The following is a 14,041-nucleotide window of genomic DNA, read 5'->3' on the forward strand; positions in this document are numbered from 1 at the left end:
GACCTCGTCGTGGAAGGCGTACATCCGCGAGTACACGTCGGTGTCGCGGCAGCTCCAGTCGCCCTCGTAGGCCCCGCGGGCCACGGGTTCAGCGCAGGGCGCCCTTGGTGGCGTCGGCGATGAAACCGCGGGCGAAGAAGGTGAACACCAGCACCAGCGGGATCACCGACAGCAGCACCCCGGACATCACCATGCTGTAGTCGGTGGAGTGGCCGGCGTACAGCTGGGCCAGCGCCACCTGGAGGGTGAGGTGGTCCGGGTTGACCAGCATCACCAACGGCAGGATGTAGTCGTTCCAGGCGGCGATGAAGGTGTAGATACCGAGGAACGCCAGGGCCGGGCGGACGCACGGCAGCACCACGTGCCAGTACAGGCGGAGGAATCCGGCGCCCTCGATCCGGGCGGCGTCCAGCAGTTCGTCGGGGACGCTGGTGGTGGTGTACTGGCGCATCCAGAAGATGCCGAAGGCGTTGGCGGCGGCGGGCACGATGAGTGCCTTGAGCGTGCCCAGCCAGCCCAGCTGCACCATGATCTCGTACTGCGGGATGATCGCCAGCTGGGTCGGCAGGATGTACATCGACAGGAGCAGACCGAACAGGAACTTCTTCGCGGGGAACTCGTACTTGGCGAAGGCGAATGCCGCCAGCGAGTCGAAGAACAGCACCAGCACCGTCGTACAGACCGCCACGGTCAGGGTGTTGAACATCGATCCGAAGAAGTCCATCTTGTCGAACAGGTGATGGATGTTGGTCATCAGGTTGCCGCCGAACCACAGCTTCGGCGGATAGGCGTAGATGTCCTGCGAGGTGTTCGTCGCCATGACGACGATCCAGTAGAACGGGAACACGGAGATGACGACACCGGTCATCAGGGCGACGTGAACGCTCAGTCCCCGGAGCCGGTTGCGGTTCTGGCTGTTCACGGCCGACGGTCCTTTCGCTGCACCAGGCGCCAGTTGACGAGGACGATGAGCAGGATCACCAGGAAGAAGGCCCAGACGATCGCGGCGCCGTAGCCGAAGTCGTTGTTGTCGAAGGCCTGGTGGTAGAAGTACAGCAACGTGGTCAGGCCCGCCTGGCCCGGCCCGCCGGAGTTGGGGTTGGTGGCCGCCTCGCTGCCGAACAGCACCTGCGGTTCGGTGAAGCTCTGCAGGCCGGTGACGGTGGAGATCACCACGGTGAACAGGATGATGGGCCGCAGCAGCGGGACGGTGATGGAGAAGAAGATCCGTACCGGGCGGGCCCCGTCCATCTTGGCGGCCTCGTAGAGCTCCGAGGGGATCGCCTGCAGGCCGGCCAGATAGATGATGGCGTTGTAGCCGGTCCACTGCCAGGTCATCAGCGCCGCGATCACCAGCTTGATCGTCCACTCGTTGCTCATCCATGGCACGGCCGACACGTGCACCGACCTGAGGATGGCGTTGATCAGGCCGAAGTTGTTGCTGAAGACCGCGCCGAAGAAGATCGCGATGGCCACCAGCGAGGTGATGCTGGGGATGAACAGGGCGACCCGGTAGAAGGCGGTGAGACGGCGGGTCGAGTTCACCAGCACCGCGAGCACCAGCGCGAGAAAGAGCATCGGAACGGTGGACAGCACCCAGATGACGAGGGTGTTGCGCACGGACAGCCAGAACACCGGGTCGTCCCACAGGAAGCGGAACTGCTGGAACCCGACGAAGTGCATGTCCCCGATGCCGTCCCACTTCTGGAACGCCAGATACACCGTGTAGAGCACCGGGAAGAGCATGAAGACCGAGAACAGCAGGTAGTACGGCGAGATGGCGAGGTACTGGGGCCAGTACCTGCCCGCCCGCCGCCGGGGCCCGCGTGGCGTTCCGGCCGACACCGGCCGGACCCGGCGGCCGTGCCGCCCCTGACCGCGTGGGCGGTCCGGGGTCGGCCGGTCGGTGGGCCCGGCATCGGATCCGGGGGTCGGCCCGATGGGGGCCGGCCCGGCTACCGGGCTTGACGACATGTCACTTCACTCCCTGACGCTCGGCGATCTGCTTGGCCTGGCTGACCGCGTCCTTCCAGGCCTGGTCGGGGTCCTTGCCCTTGGCCTCGATGCTGGTCAGCTCGCTGAAGTAGGGCGCGGAGACCGCCGCGTCGGCGGGCGCCTCGAAGACGCTGTGGATTTTCTCGGCCGCGGGCCCGAAGATCTCGATGGTCTTCTGGCCGCCGAAGAAGGGGTCGCCCCCGGTCAGTGCGGGCAGCTTGTACGCGGCCGGGGCGGTCGGGAACAGGGCCGCGTCGGTGAAACCGCGGGCCTGGTTCTCCGGGTTGAGGATCCAGCTGATGATCTTGAAGGCCTCTTCGGGGTTGCCGCTGGTCGCGGGGATGGCCAGGAAGGACCCGCCGAGGTTGGACGGCCCGCCGGGCAGGCTCGCCACCCGCCACTTGCCCTTGGTGCCCGGGGCGGCGTTGCTGACGTCCAGCGCGTGCCACGCGGCGCCGATCTCGGTGGCCAGGGCGCCGTTGCTGATCGCCGCGTTCCAGGTGTTGTCGTTGATCTTGGCGTCGATGCCGAGGGTGTAGGGCTTCACGGAGGTGAGCCAGGCGGCGCGGATGTGGTCCTGGTCGCCGATGAACTTGTTGTCCTCGTCGATGAACCGCTTGGAGCCCTGGCCGATGATCATCGTGAACACCGAGCTGATGTTGTTGATCAGGTAGGTCTTGGGTATCGCCTTGTGCAGCTCGACGCCGGCAGCGAAGTAGTCGTCCCAGGAGGCCAGCTCGGCGGAGACCTTGGCCGGGTCGGTGGGCAGACCCGCCTTCTCGAAGAGGTCCTGGCGGTAGTACGTGGCGCAGGGGCCGATGTCGATCGGGAATCCGATGAGCTTGCCGTCCTGCGTGGTGGCCTGCTTCAGCTTCCACGACAGGTACTGCGGGATCAGCTTGTCCGCGCCGACGGTCTTCAGGTCGATGAAACGGTTGGCGTTGGGCAGGAACGAGGCGATGTCCTCGCCCTTGACGCCGGTGATGTCCGGCGCGGACTGGGCGGCCCGCAGGCCGGTGAGCAGCTTGGTCTTGAAGTCGCCGCCGACCACCGAGGTCTTGAGGCTGATGTCGGAGAAGTGCTTCTTGGCGTCCGCGACGACCTTGTCGCTCAGGCCACCGGACCAGTACCAGAGGGTGAGGTTCTTGCTGTCCTTGCTGCCGCTAGACCCGGAGCCGCCACCACACGCGGCGGTGGCACCGGCCGTGGCGGCCGTCAGTACGGCGGCCTGAAGGAATCGTCTGCGGGAAAGGTCCACGATCTTCTCCTAGTTTTCGGCATGTCCGGCAAGGACCTGTGAGTCGTGGGACTGGGGGCGCGGCGGGGGCCGGATGGCTGAAGAGCATCGGCGTGGGTTGAACCCTTCAGCCACCCGGGGTGTTCGACCGGGTCCTCTCAGACGGTGCCGACGCGTCCATGGGTGGCGAAGTGCGCCGTTGGTCCGCTTCGGCCGACCGGAGTGGGGTCCGGACCTGGCTCTGAATTACGCAAGAGAGTGCACCCGGTGAGCAGGTTTGACAAGGGTCAAGCACGAATCGAGACATTCATGCGCGACTTTGCTTGAGTTTGGCGGGCTGGCGAGTATGGTCTGCGGCATGCTCCCTGACCGAAGACACCAGCTGATCCTGCGCGCCCTGCGCGCGGACGGGCCCGCCACGGTCGTCTCCCTGGCGGAGACGGTCGGCGCGAGTCAGGCCACCATCCGCCGCGATCTCGCCCAACTGGAGGACGAGGGGCTGCTCAAGCGGGTCTACGGCGGTGCCGCCCCCGTCGACGACGAGGACGACCCGTTCGCGGACGTGGCCGGGGTCCGGGTGGAGGCCAAGGACGCGTTGGCGGCGTGGTGCGCAAACCTCGTCAGGGACGGCGAGACGGTGCTGCTCGACATCGGCACCACGGCCCACCGGGTGGCCCGCCATCTGCACGGCCGGTCCCTGACGGTGATCACCAGCAACCTGGCCGTCTACGAGGAACTCCAGGACGACAAGGCCGTCCAGCTGATCCTGCTGGGCGGTGTGGTCCGGCGTGACTACCGCTCACTGGTGGGCTTCCTCACCGAGGACAACCTGCGGCAGATCCACGCCGACCGGCTGTTCCTCGGCACCAGCGGGATCCGCCCCGACGGCCAGGTGCTGGACACCACCGCCGTCGAGGTTCCCGTCAAGCGGGCGATGATCGCGGCCAGCGCCCAGGTGGTCCTGCTGGCGGACGCTGGCAAGTTCCCCGGCACCGGAATGGCCCGGGTGTGCGGGCCGGAGGAACTCGACGTGGTGGTCACCAACGCGTCCGCGGACGAGAAGACCTGCGGCCGGTTGCGCGAGGCGGGAGTGGAGGTGGTCCAAGTATGAGACTCACGATCCTGGGCGGCGGTGGCTTCCGGGTTCCGCTGGTCTACCGGGCGCTGCTGGGCGACCACGGCGAAGGACGGGTCACCGAGGTGACCCTGTACGACCTGGACGCCTCCCGGCTGACGACCATCCGCAAGGTCCTCGCCGACCAGTCCGCCGGACACCGCGACCCGCCCGTCGTCACCGTCACCACCGACCTGGACGAGGCGGTCACCGGAGCCGACTTCGTGTTCTCGGCCATCCGGGTCGGCGGGCTCGCCGGACGCGCGGCGGACGAGCGGATCGCCCTGGAGGAGGGCGTGCTGGGCCAGGAGACGGTGGGCGCGGGTGGCATCTCGTACGGGCTGCGCACCGTCCCGGTGGCCCGTGAGATCGCCCGCCGCATCGCCGCCCTGGCGCCCGACGCCTGGGTCATCAACTTCACCAACCCCGCCGGGATGGTCACCGAGGCGATGACCGCCCACCTCGGTGACCGGGTGATCGGTATCTGCGACTCCCCGGTGGGTCTCGGCCGCCGGGTGGCCGGGGCGCTCGGCGTCGATCCGGCCCGCGCCCGCCTGGACTACGTGGGCCTCAACCACCTGGGTTGGTTGTGCGGCCTGCACGTCGAGGGCCGCGACCTGCTGCCGTCCCTGTTCGCGAACGAGACCGCGCTGGCCTCGTTCGAGGAGGGCAGGCTCTTCGGCGCGGACCTGTTGCGCACACTCGGCGCGCTGCCCAACGAATACCTGCACTACTACTACTTCAACCGGGAGTCGGTCGACTCCGCGCGCACCGCCGAGCAGACCCGCGGCGCCTTCCTCCACTCCCAGCAGCAGCGCTTCTACGACGCCATGGGCACCGCCCACGAGGAGCCGCCCGCACCTCGCGCGGCCTGGAACGCCTGGGACGCCACCCGCCTGGAGCGCGAGACCACCTACATGGCCGAGAACCGCGAGGCCGTCGGCATGGGCGAACGGGACTCGTGCGATCTGGAGTCCGGCGGCTACGAGCAGGTGGCCCTCTCCCTCATGCGGGCCATCGCCCTGGACGAACGCGCCACCCTCATCCTCAACGTCCGGGGCCGCGGCCGGATCCCGGTCCTCGACGACGACGCCGTCATCGAGGCCCCCTGCCACGTGGACGCCAACGGCGCCCGCCCCATCTCCGGGGCCCCGCTGCCCGACCACGGAACCGGCCTGGTGTGCGCGGTCAAGGCGGTCGAACGCGCGGTCATCCACGCGGCCACCACGGGCGAGCGCGCCCACGCCGTCAAAGCGCTGACCATCCACCCGCTGATCGACTCGTACGCCGTCGCCAAGCGCCTGCTGGACGCCTACCAGCGGCACTTCACCGAACTCGCCTACCTGAACCGCTGAGCCTGCGCGCCCGTGGGCGTCGGGCGCGGAAGCGTCGGGCGCGGAGGCCCAGCACCAGCAGCGTGCGGGCCGGTTTCACCGTGATCCCGGGGCCCACTTCCTCGGCGGTGCGACCGCGCCGGACGCGGTGGCTTCGAGCAGGCGACGGAAGGTCGGGCATTCCATGTGGCGGGGCGCCGGACAGGACGCCGCGTGCCGCAGGGAGTCACGCAGCACGCCCAGTTCACGGATCTGTCGGTCCAGTTCCTCCGCTTTGGCTGCGAGCATCCGGCGGTCGAGGTGCGGCTCCTGGTCCGGCATGAACACGCGGGCGATCTCATCGAGCGAGAACCCCGCGGTGCGCCCCAGCGCGATCAGCGCCAGGCGCTCCAGCACACCGGGATCGTACTGTCGGCGCAGGCCCCGCCTGCCGACCGGCGTGATCAGTCCCTTTTCCTCGTAGAACCGCAGCGTCGAGGCGGGGACCCCGGCGCGTTGGGCCACCTCGGCGATGTCCAGGTCTGTCATCCTCTTGACCTCAAGTCGACTTGAAGCAGCACGCTGTCATCTCGGCCCCATGAAGACAAGCCGAAGACGGACACAGGAGGCGAACATGGACAGCGCGCGCAGGAGCGGTGACGAACAGGCGGCCCGTTGGAGCGGGCCCGCCGGCCACGCCTGGGTCGAGGCGCAGGGGGTGCTGGACGGGATGCTCAAGCCGTTCGAGGACCTGCTTGTCGAAGCGGTGTCCGTCGAACCCGGGGAGCGCGTGCTCGACGTCGGCTGCGGCACCGGAGGCACGACGCTGACCGTCGCGGAGCGGCTCGGTCCGTCGGGCGGATGCGTGGGCATCGACATCTCGGAACCGATGATCACCGCCGCCCGGGCACGCGTCGAGCAGGCGGACGTGCCGGTGTCCTTCATCCGAGCCGATGCCCAGGACCATGCGTTCGAACCCGGCACCTTCGACGCCGTCATGTCACGGTTCGGTGTCATGTTCTTCGAGGACCCGGTCCGGGCCTTCTCGAATCTGCGCCGTGCCGCGACGGACGAGGGCCGGCTCCGGTTCGTCACCTGGCGTGGCCCCGCGGAGAACCCGTTCATGACGACCGCCGAACGCGCCGCGGCACCGTTCCTGCCGGATCTCCCCGCCCGCCGACCGGACGAGCCGGGGCAGTTCGCCTTCGCGGACCCGGACAGGATCCAGCTCGTCCTGACGCAGGGCGGCTGGACCGGGGTCGACGTCCGGCCGGTCGACGTGGCCTGCGCTCTGTCCGAGAAGGAACTGGTGGGTTACTTCACCCGGTTCGGTCCAGTGGGCGCGACCCTGCCCGAGGTGGACGAGCGGACCCGCGCCCGCATCATCGACACGGTCCGCGCCGCGTTCGACAGCTACGTGCAGGGCGCGGAGGTCCGCTTCACCGCGGCCTGCTGGATGGTCGGCGCCCGGGCGTGAGCAAGCACCAAGCCGCCCCCAGAGCCGACCGCTCTGTCCCATCGTGCTACGCGCAGGCGCATACTGGAAGGGATGACAAAGCCAGCCGCACCCAAGCGCTATTTGCCCACCAGTCCCTTCAAGGCCCCGGCCACGCCCACTCCCAAGGAGTTCGCCGTGGGAGACCGGGTCACACACGACATCTACGGCCTCGGCCGGGCGATCGCCGTCGAGGACGGCATCGCGGTGCTCGTGGACTTCGGTTCGATGCAACAGCGGATCATGAGCCCGTACACCAAGATGAGCAAGCTGTAGGGCCACTGCTCCCGGCCTCGGCAGGCCGGGCGCGCTCCCTGTCCCGGTAACGATTGGAAGACTTCTCATCGACCTCCCCTCGCTGTTCTCGGCGCCGGAAACGGCGCCCCACTCTGCCACCGCCGCATCCCCGCCTCCGGCGACGAACCCCTTCCAGGCACCGGCCTTCGGGGATGACGACCTTTTCGTGCCCGAGGAGGCACAGGTGTCCACCTCGGGCACGGGTACGGCCCGACGCAGGGCCAGGTAGTTCCGGCGCGACAGTGGCCTCGGCAGTCGGCCACTGGCCGCTCGACCTCGTTCGGGTCTTCTCAGTCATGTGCGGAAACCTTGTCGCCCACACGGCAGGAAACTAGACTCGAAACCGAACTGAAGTTAGTTCAGGCGTGGCGGGACTTCCTGGGCAGACGGGAGCAGACGGCATGGTGGGTTCACTCGAGGGCAAGACCGCCCTCATCACCGGCGCGGGCCAGGGCATCGGGCGGGCGATAGCCGTGGAGATGGCCCGCCAGGGCGCGTCGGCCGTGGTCGCCGACCTGAACGCTGCCGGAGCGTCCGAGACGGCCGATCTCGTGCGCGCCGCCGGGGCGAAGGCCGAGGCGATCGTGTGCGACCTGCGGGTCCCCGACGACATCGAGGCCATGGTGACCCGCACGGCAGAACGCTTCGACGGGCTCGACGTCCTGGTCAACAACGCGGGGGTGATCGATTCCACGCTGACGACGGACCGGGACCACGGCGTCGGCTCACTCGCCGAGGACGTCTGGGACACCGTCTACGAGGTCAACCTCAAGGCCGTGTGGCTGACCACCAAGTTCGCGGCACCGTATCTGCGCCGCTCCACGCGGGGCCCGGCGATCGTCAACGCGGCCTCCGTCTCCGGCCTCGTCGGCTTCCCCAACTGTCCCGCCTACGGCGTCACCAAGGCCGGCGTCATCCATCTGACGAAGGTCACCGCCGTCGACCTCGCGCCGGTGCGCTGCAACTGCTTCTGCCCCGGCGTCATCGACACCCCGCTGGCACAGGGCTTCTTCGCCGCCGCCGAGGACCGCGACGCGATGGAACGGGAGCTGGTGGCGCCGCAGCTGGTGGACCGGCTGGGCAGGCCGGAAGAGGTGGCGCAGCTCGCCTGCTTCCTGGCCTCGGACAGCGCGGCGTTCGTGACGGGCGCCGCCTACGTGATCGACGGTGGGGCGCTGGCCTGGCGCGGGGTCAAGGGCTGAGGGCGGGGTGGGCATGATGGACGCGAGGCTGGCGGGCCGGGTGGCCCTGGTGACCGGCGCCACCGGAGGCATCGGCGACGCGGTGGTACGGCGGCTCGCGGCCGAGGGCGCCGCGGTCGTGGTGACCGACGTCGACGTTCGACGTTGCGAGAAGCTCGCCGAGGAGGTGGGAGGCGGGGCGCTGGGGCTGGCCCTGGACGTCTCCGACGAGGCGGCGTGGCAGGCGGTCGTGGACCGTGTGATGGCCGAACTGGGCGTGCTGTCCGTGCTGGTGAACAACGCCGGCATCGCCGCGATGGGCACCGTGGAGACGGAGACCCAGGAGACCTGGGACCAGGTGATCGCGGTCACCCAGACCGGCGTCTGGCTCGGCATGAAGCACGGCGGTGCGGCCATCGAGCGCTCCGGCGGCGGCTCCGTGGTCAACGTGGCGTCGATCTTCGGTACGGTCGGCGGCTTCGGCGCCCAGTTCTCGTACCACGCGGCCAAGGGCGCCGTACGCCTCATGACGAAGAACGCCGCGCTGCACTGGGCCAAGCGCGGCGTCCGGGTCAACTCCCTGCATCCCGGTTTCATCGAGACGCCCCGGTCGCGTGAACTGTGGCGCGGGACGCCCCGGTTGGCGGCGATGATCGAGGGAACTCCGCTCGGCCGGCTCGGCACGCCCGAGGAGGTCGCGGCGACGGTGGCGTTCCTCGCCTCCGACGACGCGAGCTTCATGACCGGCTCGGAGCTGTACGTCGACGGAGGCTGGACCGCGCGCTAACCGGTGACGGCGGTGCGCGGGTCGGCGTCCGCTGGGACGGCGGTGTAGTGGTCGACCCCGTCGTCCGAGCGCGTGTGCCGGGCCTGGCCGCGGGCCACCAGCACGTCGAGGTGGGCCGCGGTCTCGTTGACGGCGAGCATCTGGTTGAAGGCGTTGAGGTCGGCGAAGGGCAGCTTGCGCCGGGTCCACCCCAACTCCCCCGCCACCGTGTGGGCGTCAAGGGTACGGTCGCCGAGGACCGTGAGGGTCTCGGCGAGCCGGTCGTCGTGGTGGGCGAGCAGCTCACCGACCCGGGCGTGCACGCTGTCCCCGACCGGCCCGTGCGCGGGCAGCAGCCGGGCGTCCGCGAGGGTGGTCATCAGGCGCAGGGAGTCCAGGTAGTCGCCCAACGGCAGTGCGGTCGGGCCGAGTTCGAAGCCGATGGACGGGGTGATGTGCGGCAGGACGTGATCCCCGGAGAACAGCAGACCCCGGGCCCGGTCCAGGTAGACGACGTGCCCCCGGGTGTGCCCTGGGGTCGGGATGACGGTCAACTCACTGTCCCCGAAGGGCAGTTCCTCCGCCTCCAGCCACCGGTCGGGGGCTTCCCACACGCTCGGGTCGAAGTCGCCGTGATCCATCGCGGCCACCTGCTCGGCGAGTTCGTGCGCACCGGCCCGCAGCAAGGTCTGGAGCGAACCGGCCGGCTGGGTCGTGGCCAGCGAGCCGAGCAGTTCCAGTCCGCGCCGTTCACCCGAACCGAGGTAGACCCGGGAGCCGAGCAGCCTGCGCAGCTCGACGGCCTGGGTGTAGTGGTCCCGGTGGATGTGGGTGACCAGGATGTGGCTGATCTCGCCCAGGTCGTGGCCGAGGCCGGCGAGCGCGTCCTCCAGTGCCTTGCGTGACTCGGGGATCGACCACCCGCCGTCGATCAGCACCAGTCCGTCCGCGAGGCCTTCCAGCGCGTAGACGTTGACCGCCCGCAGACCGTCGTCCGGCAGCGGGAGCGGGATGCGGTGGACACCGGGCCGTACGGTCTGGGCTCCCGCGTCCGCCCACCGGCCGCGGTCGAAGCGGGGGGTGGGGGTCGTGGAGGGTGTGGGGGGTGTCATGCATCTCCTTGGCGGTGCGGTTGCCGTGCCGGCTCCGCGGGGAGCCGGGCGTGCAGTTCGTTGGCGAGCCTGCGGGCCCCGGAGCGGTCCAGTTTGCCGACCGTCGTCTGGGGCAACTCATCGACGAGGAAAGCGTATTCGGGCCATTTGGCCTTGGAGAGGCCGGTGCGGTCGAGGTGTTCGGTGATCTCCTGGAGGCCGATGTCGTCGGCTCCGTCCTCGGCGACCACGAGCACGGCCGCGCGTTCGCCGAGCAGCGGGTCCGGTACCGGCACCACGCACACCCGGGCGACTCGCGGGTGGGCGGCGACGGCGCGTTCGATCTCGGTGATGTCGAGGTTGCGGCCGCCGCGGATGATGACGTCCTTCTCCCGGCCCATGATGGTGACCGTGCCGTCCTCGCCGGTCGTCAGCAGGTCCCCGGTCGGGAAGAAGCCGTCCGGGGTGAGGGCGGGCGGCTCGACCTTGCCGTCACGCGCGTAGCCGAGGAAGAGCGAGGGCCCGCGGACCTCGGCCCGACCCGTCCGGCCGGGGCCGAGGACGCTGCCGTCGGAGGCGACCGCGCGCAACTCGGTGCCGGGGAACGGCCGCCCGTCCCGGCCGAGACGGATCTCCTCGGGGTCGTCGGGCCGCGGCGAGGTGTGGCCGAGGCACTCGGACATACCGAAGACCCGCAGGATCCGGGTGCCCAGGGAGCGTTCGGCGCGGGCGAGAGCACCGCGGTCCATCGGGCCGCCGCCGACGGTGAGGGAGCGGACCCCTGCGAGGACGCGTGATCCGGCGGCCGCCGAGCCCATCTGCAGGGCCATGGTCGGCACGCACATGGTCCACCTGACCTCGTTCTCCGACATCCGCGTCAATGCCTCCGCCCTGTCCCACCGGCCGCTCAGCACCAGGGGGCCGCCGAGCGTCAGCGCCATGGAGACGCCGAAGCAGTACGCGGCGGTGGAGGACAGGGGCACGATGGCGGCCACCGCGTCGCCCTGGCGCAGCCCGTTGATGTCGGCGGTGCGGGAACACGCGTAGCGCAGCGCGCTCTCCGACTGGACGACTCCTTTGGGCCGCCCGGTGGAGCCGGAGGTCAGACCGATGAGTGAGCCGCCCGACCAGCGGGAGACGTCCCGCGGACCGTGACCGGCCAGTACCGTCCAGCCGTCGAGGGCCTCGGCCGTTCGGACGTTGCGCACACTCGGCCGCGCCTGCCATTCCTCGACCGCGGACGGTTCGGCGATCACGACGTCGGGGTGGATGTCCTCCAGGGCGGCGGCGAACTCGGCCTGGGTGGTGTGCCGGTTGACCAGTGCCAGGACACCGCCGGTCATCCCCACGGCGAGGGTCGCGGCGACGGTGCGCCACGAGTTGTCGGTCTGGAGCAGGACGGTTCCGCCGGGCGTCCCGTCCGGCGTCATGGCGTCGGCGAGTCGGGCCGCGCGCTCCAGCAGGTCGCGCGCGCCGTGCCGACCGAAGTCGTCGACGACGGCTGTGAAATCGGTTCTCTCGGCGTGTTCCTGGAACTCCCGCACTGTCTGGCGCATCAGCCTCTTCCTCGCCTCCTACGACCGACCGGAGTGATCAGCCGGCGTACAGCTCCGCCTCGCCGCCCATGACGGCGATCCGTCGGCCCCGCATGTCCCCCACCTGGGCGACCGCGGCCGCCCACTCGGGGCTGGCCAGCGCGGCCCGCAGGTCCTCGGCGGTGTCGAAGCCCAGGACGGAGACGCCGTCCCAGCCCTCGGAGCGCGGTTCGAGGGCCGTGTCGATGTCGGTGTGCCGCCAGGACCTCAGCCCGGGCAGGGTGCGGGTGAGTGCGGCGTGGTCGCCGCGCCACCAGTCGATGAACCGCTCGTGCGTCCACTCCGGTGGGCGGGCGGCCAGCAGGATCAGGTTGTACATGGGGCCCTCCTCGGGGTTGTCAGGTGAACAGCACCGCGGGCGACCGTGCGATGAGCAGCCGCCGCACCCGGCCGGCGTCGTCGAGCCGGGCGCTCGCCACGAAGGTGGCCTCCGGTACGCCGGAGCGCCGTACCTCGCCGAGGAACAGTTCGTCCTGGCCGACCGTGCTCGCCGTGAGCGGGTGGTGGGTGCGGACGCCCACCTGGCGCTGGGCGAGATAGCCCTCCATCTCGGCCCGGCCGCCGTGGAAGTCGGTCGCGCCGTCGCCCCCGGTGGAGAACAGGATGGAGAACGAGAAGTCGTCGGTGATCAGGTCGAGGATCCGGTCCGCGTCGTCACTGTCGAGGATCGCGAACCAGTTGGTCAGGAACGGGGCCGCGGCGGCGGGCGCGGTCACGGCCGGTCCACGAGATCGAACTCGGTGGTGAAGAAGGACTGGTAGCGGGCCATCAACCCGCGGGGCGAGACCTGTACGGCGGACAGGAACGCGCCGACGGTCACCCCCTGCTCGACGACGAAGCCGTACGCCGTCTCCACGTCACCGTCGACGGCGAACCGCTTGATCTCGTGCGTACGGTCCACCGCCTGGCGTCCGGCTATGTACGCGGCGAACTCCTCTCGAGACTGACCGCCGTGCTGACCGCCCGGCAGGGCGATGAGGAAACGGAAACCGGGTTCCACCAGGTCCAGGGCCTTCTCCGGGTCCTGGCCGTCCATGCGGGCCATGTACTCGCGCATCACCATTGCCGACCGCTCTCCTCACTGCCGCACACAACCTGAGTTCAGTTCAGTTTGACTGTAAGACGGCCGCCCCGCCCCCGACAAGAGGCGGGAGCGAGCCGGGATCTATTCGGCGACCATGCGCACCACGCATCCCTCGATCATCTCGCTGATCTCCGGAAGCGGGATCGCCCCGGTCGGCCGGTACCAGCGCCAGACGCTGACGATCATGCCGAGCACGCCCAGGCCCAGGGTGTGGGCGTCGCGCACCGGGAAGGCGCCCTGGGACATGCCGCGCATCAGCAGGTTCGTCCAGTCCCGCTCGACCATCTGCACCAGCTGGCGTGCCGCCACGCGCTCGGTCTCCTCCCGCTTGGACTTGCGGGGGTTGGCCAGCAGGGACATGTTGGCCTGGAGGATGCGCATCTGGCGGATCTCCTGCTCGGAGACCGCGAAGGCGGAGCGGGCCGCCGCGCGCAGTTCCTCGACCGGGTCCGTCACATCGGCCGTGGCCTCGATGAACATGTCGTGGGAACGCTGCAGCTCCAGGCGCATGATCGTGAGCAGGCAGTGAGCCTTCGACTCGAAGTAGTGGTAGAGGGCCGTCTGCCCGATGCCGACCCGGTCGGCGACCTCGGACCACTTGGTGCTCTCGTAGCCGTCCTCGCCGAACCGCTCCACGGCGGCCATCAGGATGGCCGCCCGCTTCGACCTGGGGCCCTCCTCCGGATCCACGATCCGCGCCCTTGCCATCGCCCTCTCCCTCTGCTCCACGGCCGGTTCCGATCACCGTCCGGTCGTCCGAGAGTAGACCCAAGTTCAGGTTGGCTCCGAATCACGGGGCACGCACGCTCCCGGCGGTTTCGCCGGCCACGGGGCGGCGCGGTCCGACGCCGGGTCGCCGATCACGGGAACGCC

16 protein-coding genes are annotated in these 14,041 nt (G+C 69.8%); 6 read left to right on the forward strand and 10 right to left on the reverse strand.

Going from position 1 to position 14,041, the window contains the following annotated elements:
• Positions 1-88 precede the first annotated feature (88 nt).
• Genes ABZ027_RS35715 through ABZ027_RS35725 form a run of 3 tightly spaced genes read right to left on the reverse strand, consistent with a single transcriptional unit; the run spans position 89 to position 3,253 of the window.
• Positions 89-868, reverse strand: coding sequence for a carbohydrate ABC transporter permease (locus tag ABZ027_RS35715; protein WP_356775896.1), 780 nt, complete (start codon positions 866-868; stop codon positions 89-91).
• Between the two features lie 50 nt (positions 869-918).
• Positions 919-1,974: a sugar ABC transporter permease gene (locus ABZ027_RS35720; protein WP_356775797.1), complete on the reverse strand. Its 1,056-nt coding sequence runs from the start codon at positions 1,972-1,974 to the stop codon at positions 919-921.
• Position 1,975: 1 nt separating this feature from the next.
• Entirely contained in the window at positions 1,976-3,253 is a 1,278-nt protein-coding gene (locus ABZ027_RS35725) for an extracellular solute-binding protein (protein ID WP_356775799.1), read from the reverse strand.
• Between the two features lie 337 nt (positions 3,254-3,590).
• Here ABZ027_RS35725 and ABZ027_RS35730 point away from each other — a divergent pair, with 337 nt between their 5' ends.
• Together ABZ027_RS35730 and ABZ027_RS35735 are read left to right on the forward strand one after the other, a co-directional pair.
• Positions 3,591-4,343 carry a DeoR/GlpR family DNA-binding transcription regulator gene (locus ABZ027_RS35730; RefSeq protein WP_356775801.1) on the forward strand — a complete coding sequence of 251 codons (753 nt, stop codon included), beginning with the start codon at positions 3,591-3,593 and terminating at the stop codon, positions 4,341-4,343.
• Positions 4,340-5,701 carry a 6-phospho-beta-glucosidase gene (locus ABZ027_RS35735; RefSeq protein WP_356775803.1) on the forward strand — a complete coding sequence of 454 codons (1,362 nt, stop codon included), beginning with the start codon at positions 4,340-4,342 and terminating at the stop codon, positions 5,699-5,701. The genes ABZ027_RS35730 and ABZ027_RS35735 overlap by 4 nt, the downstream gene beginning before the upstream one ends.
• 75 nt (positions 5,702-5,776) lie before the next feature.
• On the opposite strand, the gene ABZ027_RS35740 is transcribed toward ABZ027_RS35735, so the two are convergent.
• Positions 5,777-6,208, reverse strand: coding sequence for a helix-turn-helix domain-containing protein (locus ABZ027_RS35740; RefSeq protein ID WP_356775805.1), 432 nt, complete (start codon positions 6,206-6,208; stop codon positions 5,777-5,779).
• 85 nt (positions 6,209-6,293) lie between these two features.
• On the opposite strand from ABZ027_RS35740, the gene ABZ027_RS35745 reads away from it, so the two are divergent.
• The 4 genes from ABZ027_RS35745 to ABZ027_RS35760 all read left to right on the forward strand — a co-directional run bounded on the left by ABZ027_RS35745 (position 6,294) and on the right by ABZ027_RS35760 (position 9,419).
• Positions 6,294-7,136, forward strand: a complete 843-nt coding sequence (locus ABZ027_RS35745) for a class I SAM-dependent methyltransferase (RefSeq protein WP_356775807.1) — start codon at positions 6,294-6,296, stop codon at positions 7,134-7,136.
• A 72-nt stretch (positions 7,137-7,208) separates the two neighbouring features.
• Positions 7,209-7,430: a hypothetical protein gene (locus ABZ027_RS35750; RefSeq protein ID WP_356775809.1), complete on the forward strand. Its 222-nt coding sequence runs from the start codon at positions 7,209-7,211 to the stop codon at positions 7,428-7,430.
• A 422-nt stretch (positions 7,431-7,852) separates the two neighbouring features.
• Positions 7,853-8,653 (forward strand): glucose 1-dehydrogenase, encoded by an 801-nt coding sequence (locus ABZ027_RS35755; protein ID WP_356775811.1) that lies wholly within the window; start codon positions 7,853-7,855, stop codon positions 8,651-8,653.
• Between the two features lie 16 nt (positions 8,654-8,669).
• Complete coding sequence (locus ABZ027_RS35760; protein WP_356775898.1) at positions 8,670-9,419, forward strand: glucose 1-dehydrogenase; 750 nt, start codon at positions 8,670-8,672, stop codon at positions 9,417-9,419.
• Here the strand turns inward: ABZ027_RS35760 and ABZ027_RS35765 are convergent.
• The 6 genes from ABZ027_RS35765 to ABZ027_RS35790 form a co-directional block, all read right to left on the reverse strand.
• Positions 9,416-10,510 carry an MBL fold metallo-hydrolase gene (locus ABZ027_RS35765; RefSeq protein ID WP_356775813.1) on the reverse strand — a complete coding sequence of 365 codons (1,095 nt, stop codon included), beginning with the start codon at positions 10,508-10,510 and terminating at the stop codon, positions 9,416-9,418. The two genes, ABZ027_RS35760 and ABZ027_RS35765, sit on opposite strands and share 4 nt — an antisense overlap.
• Positions 10,507-12,045, reverse strand: a complete 1,539-nt coding sequence (locus ABZ027_RS35770) for a class I adenylate-forming enzyme family protein (protein ID WP_356775815.1) — start codon at positions 12,043-12,045, stop codon at positions 10,507-10,509. Before ABZ027_RS35770 ends, ABZ027_RS35765 begins: the two co-directional genes overlap by 4 nt.
• Positions 12,046-12,082: 37 nt before the next feature.
• On the reverse strand, positions 12,083-12,403 hold the full coding sequence (locus tag ABZ027_RS35775) for an EthD family reductase (RefSeq protein ID WP_356775817.1): 321 nt from the start codon (positions 12,401-12,403) through the stop codon (positions 12,083-12,085).
• A 19-nt stretch (positions 12,404-12,422) separates the two neighbouring features.
• Positions 12,423-12,800 carry a nuclear transport factor 2 family protein gene (locus ABZ027_RS35780; RefSeq protein ID WP_356775819.1) on the reverse strand — a complete coding sequence of 126 codons (378 nt, stop codon included), beginning with the start codon at positions 12,798-12,800 and terminating at the stop codon, positions 12,423-12,425.
• On the reverse strand, positions 12,797-13,147 hold the full coding sequence (locus tag ABZ027_RS35785) for a nuclear transport factor 2 family protein (RefSeq protein WP_356775821.1): 351 nt from the start codon (positions 13,145-13,147) through the stop codon (positions 12,797-12,799). The genes ABZ027_RS35780 and ABZ027_RS35785 overlap by 4 nt, the downstream gene beginning before the upstream one ends.
• A 102-nt stretch (positions 13,148-13,249) precedes the next feature.
• Entirely contained in the window at positions 13,250-13,876 is a 627-nt protein-coding gene (locus tag ABZ027_RS35790) for a TetR/AcrR family transcriptional regulator (protein WP_356775823.1), read from the reverse strand.
• Between the last annotated feature and the right edge of the window lie 165 nt (positions 13,877-14,041).

The organism is Streptomyces sp. NPDC006332 (assembly GCF_040612855.1).
Classification (GTDB): domain Bacteria; phylum Actinomycetota; class Actinomycetes; order Streptomycetales; family Streptomycetaceae; genus Streptomyces.

Excerpts from the sequence above, each read along its gene's own strand:
- ABZ027_RS35740 (WP_356775805.1), bottom strand. The coding sequence starts at position 6,208 with ATGACAGACCTGGACATCGCCGAGGTGGCCCAACGCGCCGGGGTCCCC.
- ABZ027_RS35760 (WP_356775898.1), top strand. The coding sequence starts at position 8,670 with ATGGACGCGAGGCTGGCGGGCCGGGTGGCCCTGGTGACCGGCGCCACC.
- ABZ027_RS35790 (WP_356775823.1), bottom strand. The coding sequence starts at position 13,876 with ATGGCAAGGGCGCGGATCGTGGATCCGGAGGAGGGCCCCAGGTCGAAG.
- ABZ027_RS35735 (WP_356775803.1), top strand. The coding sequence starts at position 4,340 with ATGAGACTCACGATCCTGGGCGGCGGTGGCTTCCGGGTTCCGCTGGTC.
- ABZ027_RS35765 (WP_356775813.1), bottom strand. The coding sequence starts at position 10,510 with ATGACACCCCCCACACCCTCCACGACCCCCACCCCCCGCTTCGACCGC.
- ABZ027_RS35770 (WP_356775815.1), bottom strand. The coding sequence starts at position 12,045 with ATGCGCCAGACAGTGCGGGAGTTCCAGGAACACGCCGAGAGAACCGAT.
- ABZ027_RS35730 (WP_356775801.1), top strand. The coding sequence starts at position 3,591 with ATGCTCCCTGACCGAAGACACCAGCTGATCCTGCGCGCCCTGCGCGCG.
- ABZ027_RS35750 (WP_356775809.1), top strand. The coding sequence starts at position 7,209 with ATGACAAAGCCAGCCGCACCCAAGCGCTATTTGCCCACCAGTCCCTTC.
- ABZ027_RS35775 (WP_356775817.1), bottom strand. The coding sequence starts at position 12,403 with ATGTACAACCTGATCCTGCTGGCCGCCCGCCCACCGGAGTGGACGCAC.
- ABZ027_RS35720 (WP_356775797.1), bottom strand. The coding sequence starts at position 1,974 with ATGTCGTCAAGCCCGGTAGCCGGGCCGGCCCCCATCGGGCCGACCCCC.
- ABZ027_RS35715 (WP_356775896.1), bottom strand. The coding sequence starts at position 868 with ATGACCGGTGTCGTCATCTCCGTGTTCCCGTTCTACTGGATCGTCGTC.
- ABZ027_RS35785 (WP_356775821.1), bottom strand. The coding sequence starts at position 13,147 with ATGGTGATGCGCGAGTACATGGCCCGCATGGACGGCCAGGACCCGGAG.
- ABZ027_RS35755 (WP_356775811.1), top strand. The coding sequence starts at position 7,853 with ATGGTGGGTTCACTCGAGGGCAAGACCGCCCTCATCACCGGCGCGGGC.
- ABZ027_RS35745 (WP_356775807.1), top strand. The coding sequence starts at position 6,294 with ATGGACAGCGCGCGCAGGAGCGGTGACGAACAGGCGGCCCGTTGGAGC.